This window comes from Bradyrhizobium yuanmingense (genome assembly GCF_025200905.1).
Classification (GTDB): Bacteria; Pseudomonadota; Alphaproteobacteria; order Rhizobiales; family Xanthobacteraceae; genus Bradyrhizobium; species Bradyrhizobium yuanmingense.
Genome location: NZ_CP104173.1, coordinates 7698439 through 7715745 on the forward strand (window position 1 = coordinate 7698439; position 17307 = coordinate 7715745).

Annotated in this window: 14 protein-coding genes; 12 read left to right on the top strand and 2 right to left on the bottom strand. The window is 65.2% G+C overall.

What is annotated here, in order from left to right; genetic code table 11:
- Window positions 1–179: 179 nt before the first annotated feature.
- Together N2605_RS35720 and N2605_RS35725 are read right to left on the bottom strand one after the other, a co-directional pair.
- Window positions 180–2750 carry an ABC transporter permease gene (locus N2605_RS35720; protein ID WP_260345369.1) on the bottom strand — a complete coding sequence of 857 codons (2571 nt, stop codon included), beginning with the start codon at window positions 2748–2750 and terminating at the stop codon, window positions 180–182.
- Window positions 2747–3466 carry an ABC transporter ATP-binding protein gene (locus tag N2605_RS35725; protein WP_057026565.1) on the bottom strand — a complete coding sequence of 240 codons (720 nt, stop codon included), beginning with the start codon at window positions 3464–3466 and terminating at the stop codon, window positions 2747–2749. Before N2605_RS35725 ends, N2605_RS35720 begins: the two co-directional genes overlap by 4 nt.
- 55 nt (window positions 3467–3521) lie before the next feature.
- Here N2605_RS35725 and N2605_RS35730 point away from each other — a divergent pair, with 55 nt between their 5' ends.
- From N2605_RS35730 to lpdA, 12 genes are all read left to right on the top strand, one after another.
- The gene (locus N2605_RS35730) at window positions 3522–4157 is read left to right on the top strand and encodes an arylesterase (protein WP_036008792.1); all 636 of its coding nucleotides are present in this window, start codon (window positions 3522–3524) and stop codon (window positions 4155–4157) included.
- A gap of 175 nt (window positions 4158–4332) precedes the next feature.
- Window positions 4333–4869 carry an RNA 2',3'-cyclic phosphodiesterase gene (gene thpR / locus N2605_RS35735; protein ID WP_225148679.1) on the top strand — a complete coding sequence of 179 codons (537 nt, stop codon included), beginning with the start codon at window positions 4333–4335 and terminating at the stop codon, window positions 4867–4869.
- Window positions 4870–5109: 240 nt separating this feature from the next.
- On the top strand, window positions 5110–6297 hold the full coding sequence (zapE, locus tag N2605_RS35740; RefSeq protein ID WP_225148678.1) for a cell division protein ZapE: 1188 nt from the start codon (window positions 5110–5112) through the stop codon (window positions 6295–6297).
- A 240-nt stretch (window positions 6298–6537) separates the two neighbouring features.
- Window positions 6538–7506 (top strand): malate dehydrogenase, encoded by a 969-nt coding sequence (gene mdh, locus N2605_RS35745; protein ID WP_025032846.1) that lies wholly within the window; start codon window positions 6538–6540, stop codon window positions 7504–7506.
- Window positions 7507–7710: 204 nt separating this feature from the next.
- Entirely contained in the window at window positions 7711–8910 is a 1200-nt protein-coding gene (gene sucC / locus N2605_RS35750; protein ID WP_036008785.1) for an ADP-forming succinate--CoA ligase subunit beta, read from the top strand.
- Window positions 8911–8914: 4 nt separating this feature from the next.
- Window positions 8915–9394, top strand: coding sequence for a DUF1579 family protein (locus N2605_RS35755; protein WP_036024613.1), 480 nt, complete (start codon window positions 8915–8917; stop codon window positions 9392–9394).
- A 36-nt stretch (window positions 9395–9430) separates the two neighbouring features.
- Window positions 9431–10315: a succinate--CoA ligase subunit alpha gene (gene sucD, locus N2605_RS35760; protein ID WP_260345375.1), complete on the top strand. Its 885-nt coding sequence runs from the start codon at window positions 9431–9433 to the stop codon at window positions 10313–10315.
- A 137-nt stretch (window positions 10316–10452) separates the two neighbouring features.
- A complete protein-coding gene (locus N2605_RS35765) occupies window positions 10453–13410 on the top strand; it encodes a 2-oxoglutarate dehydrogenase E1 component (protein WP_260345376.1) in 2958 nt (985 codons plus the stop codon).
- Window positions 13411–13574: 164 nt separating this feature from the next.
- The gene (gene odhB, locus N2605_RS35770; protein WP_225148676.1) at window positions 13575–14816 is read left to right on the top strand and encodes a 2-oxoglutarate dehydrogenase complex dihydrolipoyllysine-residue succinyltransferase; all 1242 of its coding nucleotides are present in this window, start codon (window positions 13575–13577) and stop codon (window positions 14814–14816) included.
- Window positions 14817–14827: 11 nt separating this feature from the next.
- Window positions 14828–15061: a hypothetical protein gene (locus N2605_RS35775; RefSeq protein ID WP_036024626.1), complete on the top strand. Its 234-nt coding sequence runs from the start codon at window positions 14828–14830 to the stop codon at window positions 15059–15061.
- 25 nt (window positions 15062–15086) lie between these two features.
- Window positions 15087–15836 (top strand): SDR family oxidoreductase, encoded by a 750-nt coding sequence (locus tag N2605_RS35780; protein WP_225148675.1) that lies wholly within the window; start codon window positions 15087–15089, stop codon window positions 15834–15836.
- Window positions 15837–15889: 53 nt separating this feature from the next.
- Window positions 15890–17290 (top strand): dihydrolipoyl dehydrogenase, encoded by a 1401-nt coding sequence (gene lpdA, locus N2605_RS35785; protein WP_225148674.1) that lies wholly within the window; start codon window positions 15890–15892, stop codon window positions 17288–17290.
- The last annotated feature ends 17 nt before the right edge of the window (window positions 17291–17307 follow it).

The window sequence follows — 17307 nt, forward strand, 5'->3', positions numbered from 1 at the left end:
GCTCACAATCGGGGCTCCGAACCCATCCGATATGTGGGAAACTAACACATTCGCCGCAACCTTCCACGCGCGGCTGAATGTCGCCCTCGGCGTCAATCCTGACGCGAAGCTGACCGGTAGCGTGGTTAATCGCCGAAACCGGGCCGATTCCGGGCAGCCCGATCCGCCGCTACATTTTGTCACAAATTTCGCAACACCGTCGCCGGCTTTTTGTTCAATGCCAGCAGCGTGCCGGCAAGCCCGAGCCCGACGGTCACGACCAGCGCGGCGGCGACCACCCCGGCGGCGCTGCCGGCCTGCCAGACGAAGCTCAGCGTCATCAGCCGCGTCACGATCAGCCAGGCCGCGATGCTGCCCGCGATCACCCCGAACACCGCGGTGGCAAGGCCGATCAGGAGGTATTCGAGGGCATAGGCGCCGAGCAGCCGCAGCCGCGTCGCACCCAGGGTCTTGAGGATCACCGCATCATAGACGCGGTGGCGGTGGCCGGCGGCGAGCGCCCCGCCCAGCACCAGGATCGCCGAGATCAGCGTCACGGCGCTGGCGCCGCGGATCGCCAGGGCCAGATTGGTCACCACAGAGCCGACCGTCTCCATCACCTCGCGCACGCGCACGCTCGTCACCATCGGATAGGCGTCGGCGACCTCCTTGATGATCTTGCCGTCGCCCGCCGCCTTTCCGCCCGCTTCTGTCAGCGTCGCGATATGGGTGTGCGGCGCGCCCTTGAAGGCGTTGGGCGAGAACACCAGGACGAAATTGATGCCGAGACCCTGCCAGTCGATCGTGCGCAAATTGCTGATCTTGGCCGGAATGTCGCGGCCGAGCACGTTGACCACGACCTCGTCGCCGAGCTTGAGGCCGAGCCCGTCGGCAATCTTCTTCTCCAACGAGACCAGCGGCGGGCCGGAATAATCGGCGCGCCACCATTCGCCCTCGACCACCTTGGAGCCCTTCGGCAGCTCGGCGGTGTAGGTCAGGCCGCGATCGCTCTGCAGCACCCATTCGGAATCCGTGGTCGGCTTGAGCTCCTCGGCGCGCACCCCGCGCGCGGCGACGATGCGTCCGCGCAGCATCGGCACGTCCTCGATCCTGGCGCCGGGGGCGATCTGGCGCAGATAGCCATCGAACTGCTCGGCCTGCGCGCTCGGAATGTCGATGAAGAAGAACGATGGCGCCTGGTCGGGGAGCGCCGCCAGGAACTGCCGGCGCAGATTGCCGTCGATCTGGGTGATGGTGACGAGCACGGCGAGCCCGAGCCCCAGCGACAGCACGACGGACGGCGTCAGCGCGCCCGGCCGGTGGATGTTGGCGATCGCAAGCCGCAGCATCGGCAGCCGCGTCCGTGGCAGCCGTCGTGCGATCGTCATCAGCAGGGCGGCGATGCCGCGCAGCAAGGCGAACACGACCACCGAGGAAGCCACGAACACCGCGGCGATGCGCCTGTCGAACGACAGGCCGATCACGACCGTGATGAGGAGTGCGATCACGACGGCCATGAACACGAGATAGCTCGCGCGTGGCCGGTGCCATTCGGAGCTGATGGTGTCGCGGAACAGCGCGGCCACCGGCACGTCGTGCACGCGCGCGAGCGGCCACAGGCCGAAGGCGAGCGCGGTGAGGAGGCCGTAGAGGAAGGACAGCGCGAGCTCGTCGGTGTGCACGGCCGGCACCACCGGCAGCGGCAACAGCTTGCCGAACAGGCCAACGATCGCAAAGGGCATCGCGGCGCCGAGCGCCAGGCCGATCACGGACCCGATCGCGGCCAGCAGGACCACTTGCGCCAGGTAGATGCCGAACACGTCCCGGCCGGTGGCCCCGACGGCCTTGAAGGCAGCGATCACCTCGAGCTTGCGGTCGATGTGACTCTTGACGGCATTGGCGACGCCGACGCCGCCGACCAGCAGCGCGGCAAGGCCGACCAGCGTCAGGAACTGCGTGAAGCGGTTGATGTTGCGCTCGAGCTGCGGCGAGGCGTTGGAGCGGCTGCGGATCTCCCAGCCGGCCTGCGGCGCGGCGCTGCGCGCATCCGCGATGAAGGCTTCGGTGGCGCGCTCGTTGTTCGCGGCCTCCGGCAGCTTGACCCGGTAGACCCAGCGCACCAGGCTGCCGGGCTGGATCAGGCCGGTGGCGCGCAAGGCCGCCTCGCTGATCAGAAAGCGCGGCCCGAAGCCGATGCCGCCGGCGAGCTTGTCCGGCTCGGCCTCGACGGTGGAGCGGATCTGGAACGTTGCGGACCCGATCGTGACGCGGTCGCCGGTCTTGAGCGAGAGCCGCGCCAGCAGCGTCGGATCGGCGGCGGCACCGAACGCGCCGTCACGCTCGGCGAGCAGATCGGCCATCGGCAGCTTTGGTGCCAGCGTCAGCTGTCCCAGCATCGGATAGGTGTTATCGACCGCCTTCATCTCGACCAGCGCCAGCTTGCCGTCAGCCGAACGCGCCATGCCGCGCAAGGTCGCAGCCGCCGACAGCGTGCCGCGCGAGCGCAGGAACGCGACCTCTTCCGGCTTGGCCTCGCGCTGGAACAGCACGAAAGAGACGTCGCCGCCGAGCAGCGTGCGGCCTTCGCGCGCCAGACCGTCGCTCAGGCTCGCCGACACCGAGCCGACGCCGGCGATCGCCATCACGCCGAGCGCGATGCAGGCGATGAAGACGTAGAAGCCGCGCAGGCCGCCGCGCAATTCGCGCAAGGCGTAGCGCAGCGACAGCGCGACGGCGTTCGGCTTCGGGAACGATTCGGCCACGGCGCTCATGCGGGCGCAGACTGCGTGTCGATGCGCCCGGAACGCAGGCGGATGACGCGATCGCAGCGATGCGCGAGCGAGGAATCGTGCGTCACCAGCACCAAGGTCATGCCGCGCTCGGCATGCTTGCTGAACAGCAGATCGACGATCTGCTTACCGGTTGCTTCGTCGAGATTGCCGGTCGGCTCGTCAGCGACCAGGATCGCGGGATCCGGCGCCAGCGCGCGGGCGAGCGCGACGCGCTGCTGCTCGCCGCCGGAGAGCTGGGTCGGATAATGATGCAGGCGGTCACCGAGCCCGACCGATTGCAGCTCCTCTGCCGCGCGCTTGGCGGCATCGGGGTTGCCGGCGAGCTCGAGCGGCACAGCAACGTTCTCCAGCGCCGTCATGGTCGGGATCAGGTGGAAGGACTGGAAGACGATGCCGACCTGGCGGCCGCGGAAGCGCGCCAGCGCGTCCTCGTCGAGGGCATTGAAAGGCGTGCCATTCACCACCACCTCTCCGCTATCAGGACGTTCCAGCCCCGCCATCACCATCAGCAGCGTGGATTTGCCCGAGCCTGACGGGCCGATCAGGCCGATCGTCTCGCTCCGGCCGACCCGCAGGCTGATATCCTTGAGGATGTGAACGCGTGCCGCGCCCGTGCCCAATGAGAGGTTGACGTTGGAGATGGCGATGGTGTCCGCGGTAGCGGCGAGCGAAGAGGGGTCGATGCGAGTGTCCATGGTCCGGTCATATGGCAAGTCCGCACGCGGGGTCGAGAGGCGTTACGGATTGTTCATGCACATAGCCGTGTTGATGCTCGCCGTCATGACGATGGCGAACCCCGCTTGGGCGGGTGCGACAAAACCGGTCAAGCTGGTCGTCCTCGGCGATTCCTTAAGCGCGGGCCTTGGCCTTCCGGCCCAGGAGGCGTTCCCCCAAAAGCTTCAAAAAGCCTTGCGGGCCAAAGGCATAGAGGTCGACATGACCAATGCCGGGGTGTCCGGCGACACCACCTCGGGCGGCCGCGACCGGCTCGACTGGTCGGTGCCCGATGGAACTGACGGCGTCATCGTCGAGCTCGGCGCCAATGACGCGCTGCGCGGCATCGATCCCGACGTGGCGCGCGCCGCGCTGACCGACATCGTCCAGCGGCTCAAGGCGCGAAAGATTGCGGTCATGCTCTGCGGCATGCTGGCGCCGCCGAATTACGGCGCCGAATACGCCGCGCGCTTCAATTCGATTTATCCGGATCTGGCGAAGACATTCGACGTGCCGCTCTATCCGTTCTTCCTCGAAGGCGTCGCGGCCGAGGCCAAGCTCAACCAGGCCGACGGCATTCATCCGACCGCTGAAGGCGTCGACATCATCGTCGGCAGGATCATGCCCATGGTGGAGGCATTCATTGGCACGATCGCTGAGCAACGGCGTTGAAACCAGGCAGCGCTAACCCTAATTCCCAGGGTTTTACCGGGGTGAGGCGCGGTGTGCTTCGCAGAGTCACACAACTGCGATAGGAATCAGGGTACCGGTGATTCGTCGCCGGCTCTAATTTGGATATGGTTCTCGCTGTTCGAGCACCGTACCCAAGCATCGGGAGTGCGAAACGATGCCGCGTTTGTTCACGGGTCTGGAAATTCCGGCCGAAATCGGCCAGTCGCTTTCCAACTTGAGAGGTGGCCTCCCCGGCGCCCGCTGGATCGATCCCGAAAATTATCACGTCACCCTGCGCTTCATCGGCGACATCGACGGCGCTTCCGCCAACGAGATCGCTTCGATGCTGTTTCGCGTCGACCGCAAGCCGTTCGAGGTGAAGGTGCAGGGGCTCACCAGCTTCGGCGGCCGCAAGCCCCGCGCGGTGGTCGCCACGATTGCGCCGAGCAAGCCGCTGATGGAATTGCAGGCCGAGCTCGAGCGCATGATGCAGCGGATCGGCCTCGACCCGGAGGGACGCAAGTTCATTCCGCACGTCACGCTCGCGAGGCTTCACGACGCCTCCGACCGCGACGTCGCCGACTATCTCTCGCTGCGCGGCTATTTCCCGAGCAGGGCGTTCATGGCCGAACGCTTCGTGCTGTTCTCCTCGCGCGCATCGACGGGCGGCGGCCCGTATGTGGTCGAGGACGCCTACGAGCTGTGTGAGTAATTTCTTTCTTAACCTCTCCCCGTTTGCGGGGAGAGGTCGGATCGCTCTCGCGATCCGGGTGAGGGGGGACAGGTCTTTCGATGGATCTCATACGCGGATAGAGCCCCTCACCCCGACCCTCCCAGCGCGAGCGAAGCTCGTCGCGCCCCCGTAAGAACGGGGCGAGGGAGAAGAAACGCGCATACCTCTGACCCCATTTCACGGCTTGCAATTTCCGTCCGTCTCTGGCGGTAAAGAGCCATGCTCTCCACCCCAAATCCCTCATTCCGCGAGGCCTATCAGGCCGAGATCGCGTCCGGCGCGATCGAGCCGGATCCCGCGCAGGCCGAGGTCGCCGAGGCCTATGCGGCGCTGGACCTGCGGCTTTCGACCTACAAGCCCACCCGCAAGCAGGGCCTGCTCAGCCGCCTGTTCAGCTCTGGTGACAAGGACGAGGCGCCGCGCGGGCTTTACATCCACGGCGAGGTCGGCCGCGGCAAGACCATGCTGATGGACCTGTTCTTCCAGCACTCATCGGTCGAGCATAAGCGCCGCGCGCATTTCCACGAGTTCATGGCGGACGTGCACGAGCGCATCTACGATTATCGCCAGAGCATCGCGCGCGGCGAGATCGCCGACAGCGACGTCATCGCTCTGACGGCCAATGCGATCTTCGAGGAGAGCTGGCTGCTCTGCTTCGACGAATTCCATGTCACCGACATCGCGGACGCGATGATCCTGGGCCGCCTGTTCGCCAAATTATTCGAGCTCGGCACCGTCGTGGTCGCGACCTCCAACGTCGCGCCCGACGATCTCTATAAGGGCGGTCTCAACCGCTCGCTGTTCCTGCCCTTCATCAAGCAGATCACCGACCACATGGACGTCGCGCGGCTCGATGCGCGCACCGACTTCCGCCTGGAGAAGCTGCAGGGCGTGCCAATGTGGCTGACACCGGCCGATGGCGATGCGGATGCCGCGCTCGACCGTGCCTGGAAGCGGATGACGGGCGGCGCCAAATGCCGCTCGCGTGACATTTCGATCAAGGGCCGCATTCTGCACGTGCCGTGCTCGGCCCATGGCGTGGCGCGATTCTCCTTCGCCGACCTCTGCGAGCAGCCGCTCGGTGCATCCGACTACCTCAGGCTGGCGCACGACTATCACACCCTCCTGGTCGACCATATTCCAGTGATGGACCTCTCCCAGCGCAACGCGGCCAAGCGCTTCATCACCCTGATCGATACGCTCTATGACAACGCCGTGAAGCTGATGGCCTCGGCCGACGCCAATCCGATCTCGCTCTACCTCGCGACCGATGGCGCCGAGGCCATGGAGTTCAACCGGACCGCCTCGCGCCTGATCGAAATGAGCTCGGAATCCTATCTGGCGCTGCCTCACGGCCGCAAGGATTCCACCGCCAGCGGCTCGACCAAGGGCTTGGTCGAGACTTAAGTCCTATCCCCGCCGTCATTCCGGGGCGTCGCAAAGCGACGAGCCCGGAATCCATACTCCGGATGGTGGTTATGGATTTCGGGCTCGCGCTTCGCGCGCCCCGGAATGACGGCCGGGGTATGCTGGCTGCTATCTCGGCAAGCCCGACAATTGGGCATTGGGCGACTTGAACGGGGGAGACGAAAGGGATAACCACCCGTCTCAGTTTCCCCTCCTTACGTGTCTAAAGGACAGGTTCACATGGCGCGCGACAAGATTGCTTTGATTGGCTCCGGCCAGATCGGCGGAACGCTGGCTCACCTCATCGGCCTGAAAGAACTGGGCGACGTCGTGATGTTCGACATCGCCGAGGGCGTGCCGCAGGGCAAGGCGCTCGACATCGCGCAGTCCTCGCCGGTCGACGGCTTCGACGCCCACTACACCGGCGCGAACTCCTATGAGGCGCTCGACAACGCCAAGGTCTGCATCGTCACCGCCGGCGTGCCGCGCAAGCCCGGCATGAGCCGCGACGACCTCCTCTCCATCAACCTCAAGGTCATGGAGCAGGTCGGCGCCGGCATCAAGAAGTACGCCCCCGACGCCTTCGTCATCTGCATCACCAACCCGCTCGATGCCATGGTCTGGGCGCTGCAGAAGGCTTCGGGGCTGCCGCACAAGAAGGTCGTCGGCATGGCCGGCGTGCTGGATTCGGCCCGCTTCCGCTACTTCCTCGCCGACGAGTTCAACGTCTCGGTCGAGGACGTCACCGCCTTCGTGCTCGGCGGCCACGGCGACACCATGGTGCCGCTGGTGAAGTACTCCACCGTCGCCGGCATCCCGCTGCCCGACCTCGTCAAGATGGGCTGGACCTCACAGGCGCGCCTCGACGAGATCGTCGACCGCACCCGCAATGGCGGCGCCGAGATCGTCAACCTGCTCAAGACCGGCTCGGCCTTCTACGCCCCTGCCGCCTCCGCGATCGCGATGGCCGAGAGCTATCTGAAGGACAAGAAGCGCGTGCTGCCCTGCGCCGCCTATCTCAACGGCGAGTACAGCGTGAAGGACATGTATGTCGGCGTGCCCGTCGTGATCGGCGCCAAGGGCGTCGAGCGCGTGGTCGAGATCGAACTCGCCGGCAAGGACCGCGAGGCGTTTGACAAGTCGGTCGGTGCCGTGCAGGGCTTGGTCGATGCCTGCAAGAAGATCGCACCCGATCTTCTCGGCCGCTAAGGCAAAGCAATACCCGCCGAAGATCGAAACCCGGTCTTCGGCGGTTTCACTTCCGGACCCCGGCTGACCGGGGTGGGGTTCCGGTCTCGGTAGATCTCGATTGTCAAAGAATCCGGGTTGCAGTTCCTGTGGTATATGGTATGCCAGCCACAAGACTGAGGTGGGCCCATGAGGTCACCGCCCGCGGGTTCAGGGAGCGACCATATGAATATCCATGAATATCAGGCCAAAGCGCTGCTGCATGAATTCGGCGTTCCGATTTCGCGCGGCGTAGCGGTTCTCAAGGCCTCGGACTCCGACGCCGCCGCAAGACAGCTTCCCGGCCCGGTCTGGGTGGTGAAGAGCCAGATCCATGCCGGCGGGCGCGGCAAGGGCAAGTTCAAGGAAGCATCCGCCGGCGACAAAGGCGGCGTCCGCATCGCCAAGTCGGTGGAAGAGGTCAACGAATTCGCCAAGCAGATGCTGGGCGCGACGCTGGTCACCGTGCAGACGGGACCTGCCGGCAAGCAGGTCAACCGCCTCTACATCGAGGACGGCTCCGACATCGACAAGGAATTCTACCTCTCGATCCTGGTCGACCGCGAGACCTCGCGCGTCTCCTTCGTGGTGTCGACCGAAGGCGGCGTCAACATCGAGGACGTCGCGCACAACACGCCGGAGAAGATCGTGACCTTCTCGGTCGATCCGGCGACCGGCATCATGGGCCATCATGGCCGCACGGTCGCGAAGGCGCTGAATCTGTCCGGCGACCTCGCCAAGCAGGCCGAGAAGCTCACCGCGCAGCTCTACGCGGCCTTCGTCGCCAAGGACATGTCGATGCTGGAGATCAATCCGCTGGTCGTGACCAAGCAGGGCGAGCTCCGCGTGCTCGATGCCAAGGTGTCCTTCGACGACAACGCCCTGTTCCGCCATCCCGAGATCGCGGTGTCGTTGCGCGATCTGACCGAGGAAGACGCCAAGGAAATCGAGGCGTCGAAATACGATCTCAACTACGTCACGCTCGACGGCAATATCGGCTGCATGGTCAACGGCGCCGGTCTCGCCATGGCGACGATGGACATCATCAAGCTCTACGGCATGGCGCCGGCCAACTTCCTCGACGTCGGCGGCAGCGCCAGCAAGGAGAAGGTCGCGGCCGCGTTCAAGATCATCACCGCCGATCCCAACGTGAAGGGCATCCTGGTCAACATCTTCGGCGGCATCATGAAGTGCGACGTGATCGCCGAGGGCGTCACGGCTGCGGTTCGCGAGGTCGGCCTGAGCGTGCCGCTGGTGGTCCGTCTCGAAGGCACCAATGTCGAGCTCGGCAAGAAGATCATCCGTGAATCCGGACTGAACGTGGTGCCCGCCGACAATCTCGACGACGCCGCGCAGAAGATCGTGAAGGCCGTCAAGGGAGGCTAGCGCCATGGCCCAGGACCATCTCGCCGCATCATCTCCGCTCCCCGAGCATGCGCGCCTCGCCGCGTTCGCCGGCGAATGGGATGGTGAGGAGATGGTCTTCCCGTCGCGCTGGACGGCGGGCGGGCCGGCGACCTCGCGCACCGTCGCGCGCATGGATCTCAACGGCTTTTATCTGATCCAGGACTCCGTCCAGATGCGCGACGGCAAGCAGGTCTTCGCCACCCACGGCATCTTCACCTTCGACCGCGACGACCGGACCTACAAATTGTTTTGGTACGATTCGCTCGGCTATACGCCGCCATCGCCCGCCTCGGGCGGCTGGGCCGGCAAGACCCTGACGCTGGTGCGCGGTTCGCTCCGCGGCAATGCGCGCCACGTCTACGAGATCATCAATGAGGATTCCTACTCGTTGAAGATTCAATTCTCGCCGGACGCGGAAGGCTGGTCCGACGTCCTCACCGGCGTCTACCGCCGCATCCACTGACCCACTCACTCTGTTAGTTTCGCGAAAGCAGACCTCATGTCCATCCTGATCGACAAGAACACCAAGGTCATCTGCCAGGGCTTCACCGGCAAGAACGGCACCTTCCACTCGGAGGCCGCGATCGCCTACGGCACCAAGATGGTCGGCGGCACCTCGCCGGGCAAAGGCGGCTCGACGCATCTTGGCCTGCCGGTGTTCGACACCGTGCGCGAGGCGCGTGAGAAGACCGGCGCCGACGCTTCGGTGATCTACGTGCCGCCGCCGGGCGCAGCCGACGCGATCTGCGAAGCCATCGACGCCGAGGTCCCGCTGATCGTCTGCATCACCGAGGGCATTCCTGTGATCGACATGGTTCGCGTCAAGCGCTCGCTGCTCGGCTCCAAGTCGCGCCTGATCGGGCCGAACTGCCCGGGCGTCATGACCGCCGGCGAGTGCAAGATCGGCATCATGCCCGCCAACATCTTCAAGACCGGCTCGGTCGGCATCGTCTCCCGCTCGGGCACGCTGACCTATGAAGCGGTGTTCCAGACCTCCCAGGAAGGCCTCGGCCAGACCACCGCGGTCGGCATCGGCGGCGACCCGGTCAAGGGCACCGAGTTCATCGACGTGCTGGAGATGCTGCTCGCCGACCCCAAGACCGAATCGATCATCATGATCGGCGAGATCGGCGGTTCCGCCGAGGAGGACGCCGCCCAGTTCCTCAAGGACGAGGCCAAGCGTGGCCGCAAGAAGCCGATGGTCGGCTTCATCGCCGGCGTCACCGCCCCTCCCGGCCGCCGCATGGGTCATGCCGGCGCCATCATCTCCGGCGGCAAGGGCGATGCCGGTTCCAAGACCGAGGCGATGAAATCCGCAGGGATTACAGTGTCCTCGTCGCCCGCCCGCCTCGGCCACACGCTTGCCGAAAAGTTGAAAGGCTAATTCAGTTCTTCGTGCTTTTCCGGGCGAAGTTTCGCAGCAAATAGGGTAAAGGGTGCCTGTCGCGTCGAGCCCTGTCGGGGGAGCTCGGCGCCAGCGCCGTTTGTTATGCGCGAATCGAAATCGCCAGGAACTCAAGTATGTCTCGCCAGGACGCGAACGCAGCCTTTGCCCTGTCATCCTTTTTGCAGGGCACCAACGCCACCTACATCGACGAAATCTACGCCCGCTACCAGAAGGACCCGTGCTCGGTCGATGCCGAGTGGCAGGAGTTCTTCAAGAGCCTGAACGACGCGCCGGCTGACATCAGCAAGAACGCGGAAGGCCCGTCCTGGGAGCGCGACAACTGGCCGCTGACCCCGAAGGACGATCTGACCTCCGCCCTCGACGGCAACTGGGCCGAGGTCGAGAAGACGGTCAGTGGCAAGATCGCCGCCAAGGCGCAGGCCAAGGGGGCCGACATCTCCTCCGCCGACCTGCTTCAGGCGACGCGCGATTCCGTCCGCGCCCTGATGCTGATCCGCTCCTACCGCATGCGCGGCCACTTCCACGCCAAGCTCGATCCGCTCGGCATCGAAGCCCAGCGTAACCGCGAAGAGCTCGATCCGCGCACCTACGGCTTCAGCGAAGCCGATTTCGACCGCAAGATCTTCCTCGATCACGTGCTCGGCCTCGAATACGGCACGTTGCGCGAGATCACCGCGATCTGCGAGCGCACCTACTGCCAGACGCTCGGCGTCGAGTTCATGCACATCAGCAACGCGGCGCAGAAGGCCTGGATCCAGGAGCGCATCGAGGGACCCGACAAGGAGATCTCGTTCACGCGTGAAGGCCGCAGGGCCATCCTGCAGAAGCTGATCGAAGCCGAGGGTTTCGAAAAGTTCTGCGACACCAAGTTCACCGGCACCAAGCGCTTCGGCCTCGACGGCGGTGAAGCCCTGATCCCCGCGCTCGAGCAGATCATCAAGCGCGGCGGCAATCTCGGCGTGAAGGAAATCGTGCTCGGCATGCCGCATCGCGGCCGCCTCAACGTGCTGACCCAGGTGTTGGGCAAGGCCCATCGCGCACTATTCCACGAGTTCAAGGGCGGCTCGGCCAATCCCGACGCGGTCGAAGGCTCCGGCGACGTCAAGTATCACCTCGGCGCCTCCTCGGACCGCGAGTTCGACGGCAACCGCATCCACCTGTCGCTGACCGCCAACCCCTCGCATCTCGAGATCGTCGATCCCGTCGTGCTCGGCAAGGTCCGCGCCAAGCAGGACCAGCACGGCGATCCCCCTGATATGCGCATCTCGGTGATGCCGCTCCTGATGCACGGCGACGCCGCCTTCGCCGGCCAGGGCGTGGTTGCTGAATGCTTCGGCCTGTCCGACCTGAAGGGCTACCGCACCGGCGGCTCCGTGCACTTCATCGTCAACAACCAGATCGGCTTCACCACCTATCCGCGCTACTCGCGCTCCTCGCCCTATCCGTCGGATGTGGCGAAGATGATCGATGCGCCGATCTTCCACGTCAACGGCGACGATCCGGAAGCCGTCGTGTTCGCGGCCAAGGTCGCGACCGAATTCCGGCAGAAGTTCCACAAGCCCGTCGTCATCGACATGTGGTGCTACCGCCGCTACGGCCACAATGAGGGCGATGAGCCGGCCTTCACCCAGCCGGTGATGTACAAGCGGATCGCCGCCCATCCCTCGACGCTGACGCTCTACTCCAAGCGCCTGATCGCGGAAGGCGTCGTCACCGAGGGCGAGGTCGACAAGCTGAAGGCGGACTGGCGCGCCCGGCTCGATGCCGAGTTCGAGGCCGGCACCTCCTACAAGCCGAACAAGGCCGACTGGCTCGACGGCAAGTGGGCGGGCTTCAAGATCGCCGACCAGGAAGAGGATGCGCGGCGCGGCGTCACCGGCGTCGACATCGCCACGCTGAAGGACATCGGCCGCAAGATCACCAAGGTGCCGGACGGTTTCCGCGTTCACCGCACCATTCAGCGCTTCCTCGATAACCGCGCCAAGGCGATCGAGAGCGGCAACGGCATCGACTGGGCGACCGGCGAGGCGCTGGCGTTCTGCTCGCTGCTCAACGAAAACCACCACGTCCGCCTGTCCGGACAGGATTCGGAACGCGGCACCTTCTCGCAGCGCCATTCGGTCCTGATCGACCAGGAAGACGAAAGCCGCTACACGCCGTTCAACCATCTCGGCCACGAGCAGGGCCATTACGAGGTCATCAACTCGCTGCTGTCGGAAGAGGCCGTGCTCGGTTTCGAATACGGCTATTCGCTCGCCGAGCCGAACACGCTGACGCTGTGGGAAGCCCAGTTCGGCGACTTCGCCAACGGCGCGCAGGTCGTGTTCGACCAGTTCATCTCCTCGGGCGAGCGCAAATGGCTGCGCATGTCCGGTCTGGTCTGCCTGTTGCCGCACGGCTATGAGGGCCAGGGGCCGGAGCACTCCTCGGCGCGCCTCGAGCGCTACTTGCAGATGTGCGCGGAAGACAACATGCAGGTGGTCTACCCGACCACGCCGGCGAACTATTTCCACGTGCTGCGCCGGCAGCTGCACCGCGAGATCCGCAAGCCGCTGATCATGATGACGCCGAAGTCGCTGCTGCGTCACAAGCGGGCGGTGTCGCGTCTCGACGAGCTCGCGAAGGGCACGACCTTCCACCGCATCCTCTACGATGACGCCCAGATGCTGCCGAACGAGGCGATCAAGCTCGTCCCCGACGAGAAGATCCGCCGCATCGTGCTGTGCTCCGGCAAGGTCTATTACGACCTCTACGAGGAGCGCGAGAAGCGCGGCATCGACGACATCTACCTGATGCGCGTCGAGCAGCTCTATCCGGTGCCGCTGAAGGCGCTGGTGGCCGAGCTGTCGCGCTTCAAGAAGGCCGAGATGGTGTGGTGCCAGGAAGAGCCCCGCAACATGGGTGCCTGGCACTTCATCGAGCCCTATCTGGAATGGGTGCTGAACCAGGTGAACGGCGCGAGCCGGCGTCCGCGTTATGTCGGCCGCGCCGCTTCCGCCGCGACCGCAACGGGTCTGATGTCCAAGCATCAGGCTCAGCTGAAGGCGTTCCTGGACGAAGCACTGAGCTGAGAAGTTTTTTTAGGACTCTGTCATGCCCCGCGAAGGCGGGGCATCCAGTACTCCGCGGCTTTCGTTCTGATCACGAAGGTCACGGCGTACTGGATTGCCCGCCTTCGCGGGCAATGACGTATGAAATTCATGACCGCTACCTGCGATCCCTTGAGGAAGAGACCATGACTGAAATTCGTGTGCCGACGCTCGGCGAATCCGTCACCGAGGCCACCATCGGCCGTTGGTTCAAGAAGGCCGGCGACCCCGTCGCCGTCGACGAGCCCCTGGTGGAGCTCGAGACCGACAAGGTCACCATCGAAGTCCCCGCGCCGACCGCCGGCACGCTGAGCGAGATCATCGCTGCCGATGGTGCGACCGTTGCCGTGGGCGCGCTGCTCGGTCAGATCACCGATGGTGCCGGCGCAGCCAAGCCCGCCGCCGCGCCGGCCAAGGCTGCGGCGCCTGCAGCTGCTGCCGCCGCTCCCGCGCCGGCTCCCGCTGCCGCGAAGGCGCCGCCGGCCGATGCGCCGCTCGCGCCGTCCGTGCGCAAACTGTCGGCCGAGACCGGCATCGACGCCTCGACCGTGCCGGGCTCCGGCAAGGACGGCCGCGTCACCAAGGGCGACATGCTGGCCGCGATCGAGCGCGCCGCCTCGGCGCCGACGCCGGTCAATCAGCCCGCCGCTGCCGTGCAGGTCCGCGCGCCGTCGCCGGCCGATGACGCCGCCCGCGAAGAGCGCGTCAAGATGACCCGGCTGCGCCAGACCATCGCGCGCCGGCTCAAGGACGTGCAGAACACCGCGGCCATGCTCACGACCTTCAACGAGGTCGACATGACCAACGTCATGGCGCTGCGCGCACACTACAAGGACGCGTTCGAGAAGAAGCACGGCGCCAAGCTCGGCTTCATGGGCTTCTTCACCAAGGCCGTCGTGCAGGCGCTGAAGGACATCCCGGCCGTCAACGCCGAGATCGACGGCAGCGACCTGATCTACAAGAACTACTACCACATCGGCGTTGCCGTCGGCACCGACAAGGGCCTGGTCGTGCCTGTGGTGCGCGACTGCGACCACAAGTCGATCTCCGACATCGAGAAGAGCATCGCCGATTTCGGCCGCCGCGCCCGTGACGGCCAGCTCAAGATCGACGAGATGCAGGGCGGCACCTTCACCATCACCAATGGCGGCATCTACGGCTCGCTGATGTCGACCCCGATCCTGAACGCGCCGCAGTCCGGCATCCTCGGCATGCACAAGATCCAGGAGCGGCCGATGGTCGTCGGCGGCAAGATCGAGGTCCGCCCGATGATGTATCTGGCGCTGTCCTACGATCACCGCGTCATCGACGGCAAGGAAGCCGTCACCTTCCTGGTCCGCGTCAAGGAGAGCCTGGAAGATCCGGCGCGCCTGGTGCTGGACCTCTAAGGGAGGCGACGATGGGGGAGCCGTCGCTCGCGCATGCGCTCATCTCCATGGTGCCGCTCCTGCTGACCACCCTTATCTTTTTCTTCTTTGCGATTCCGATTAGTCGCAGGAAAGGTAAGGGGGTCGGCTTCGCGGCCTTGTGCCTGATCCCGTTTCTCACGCCCTTCATTCTGTTCCATTTGATCAGCTTGACGGACAAGTCCGTGCTTGATCGCTTGGCGGCTCTTGAGGGCAGGACGTCGTAGTGCGCTCGAACTCGTGGGGATTGATGTGACGGATAAAGTCGTTGTCATCACCGGCGGCAGCCGCGGCATCGGGCGGGCGACCGCGCTTGCGGCGGCCGCGCGCGGTTTTCGCGTCGTGGTTGGCTATGCCAGCAACAAGCAGGCGGCCGACGAGGTGGTCGCGCAGATCGCGGCCAGCAACGGCAAGGCCATCGCTGTGAAATGCGATGTCGCCGAGGAAAGCGACATCCTCAATCTGTTCGAGGAGGCCGACAGGTTCGGCACGCTCGGGGCGCTCGTCAACAATGGCGGCATCGTCGGCAAGAGCGGCGTGCGCGTCGACGAGATGTCGGCCGAGCGCATCCAGCGCGTGATGGCGGTGAACGTCACCGGCTCCATCCTCTGCGCGCGCGAGGCGGTGAAGCGGATGTCGACCAAGCACGGCGGCACGGGCGGCGTCATCGTCAACCTGTCGTCCGTCGCAGCGCGGCTCGGCTCGCCCAACACCTATGTCGACTACGCCGCGTCCAAGGGTGCGGTCGATTCCTTCACCGTCGGCCTCGGCCATGAGGTCGCGGGCGAGGGCATCCGCGTCGCCGCGATCCGTCCCGGCCTGATCGACACCGACATCCACGCTGCCGGTGGTGAGCCCGACCGCGCCCATCGCCTGGCCCATCTGGTGCCGATGAAGCGCGTCGGCACCGCCGATGAAATCGCCAATGCCATCGTCTGGCTGATCTCGGACGAGGCCTCCTACGTCACCTCAGCCATTCTCGATGTGTCCGGCGGACGCTGACGCGCCGCGCTGACGCATCCTCACCACGCGCTAACCTTACGGGACTTTCTCTCATGGCTACCTACGATCTCGTCGTCATCGGCACCGGACCGGGCGGTTATGTCTGCGCGGTACGCGCGAGCCAGCTCGGCATGAAGGTCGCCGTGGTCGAAAAGAACGCGACCCTCGGCGGCACCTGCCTCAATGTCGGCTGCATGCCGTCGAAGGCGCTGCTGCACGCCTCCGAAATGTTCGAGGAAGCCGGCCATTCCTTCGCCAAGATGGGCGTCAGCGTTTCCGCGCCGAAGCTCGATCTGCCCGCGATGATGAACTTCAAGCAGCAGGGCATCGACGGCAACGTCAAGGGCGTCGAGTTCCTGATGAAGAAGAACAAGATCGACGTGCTCAAGGGCACCGGCAAGATCCTCGGCACCGGCAAGGTCGAGGTCTCCGCCGACGGCAAGTCGCAGGTGGTCGAGACCAAGAACATCGTGATCGCCACCGGCTCGGACATCGCGCGCCTCAAGGGCATCGAGATCGATGAGAAGCGCATCGTGTCCTCGACCGGCGCGCTGGCGCTGGACAAGGTGCCAGGCCGATTGCTGGTCATTGGCGCCGGCGTGATCGGGCTCGAACTCGGCTCCGTGTGGCGCCGGCTCGGAGCCGAAGTCATGGTGGTCGAATTCCTCGATCGCATCCTGCCCGGCATGGATGGCGAGATCGCCAAGCAATTCCAGCGCATCCTTGAAAAGCAGGGATTTGCATTCAAGCTGGGCTCGAAGGTGACCGGCGTCGAGATGAACAGCAAGGCATTGCTTGCGAAAATCGAACCGGCTTCCGGCGGTGCCGCCGAGACCATCGAAGCCGACGTCGTGCTCGTCTGCATCGGCCGCGTGCCCTACACCGACGGTCTCGGCCTCAAGGAAGCCGGTGTCGCGCTGGACGCGCGCGGCCGGGTGCAGATCGATTCGCATTTCGCCACCAGCCTGAAGGGCGTCTATGCCATCGGCGATGTCGTCGCAGGCCCCATGCTCGCGCACAAGGCCGAGGACGAGGGCGTCGCGGTCGCCGAGATCATCGCAGGCCAAGCCGGCCACGTGAATTACGATGTGATCCCCGGCGTCGTGTATACCACGCCGGAAGTGTCCTCCGTCGGCAAGACCGAGGAGGAACTCAAGCAGGCGGGCGTGGCTTACACGGTCGGAAAGTTTCCGTTCACCGCCAACGGCCGCTCCAAGGTCAACCAGACCACCGACGGCTTTGTGAAGATTCTCGCGGATGCGAAGACCGATCGCGTGCTCGGCGTGCACATTATCGGCCGCGAAGCCGGCGAAATGATCCATGAAGCGTGTGTTCTCATGGAATTCGGCGGCAGTGCGGAAGATCTCGCGCGCACCTGCCACGCCCATCCGACGCGCTCGGAGGCCGTCAAGGAAGCCGCGCTTGCGGTCGGCAAGCGAGCCATCCATATGTAACGACGCGCCCAGCGCCG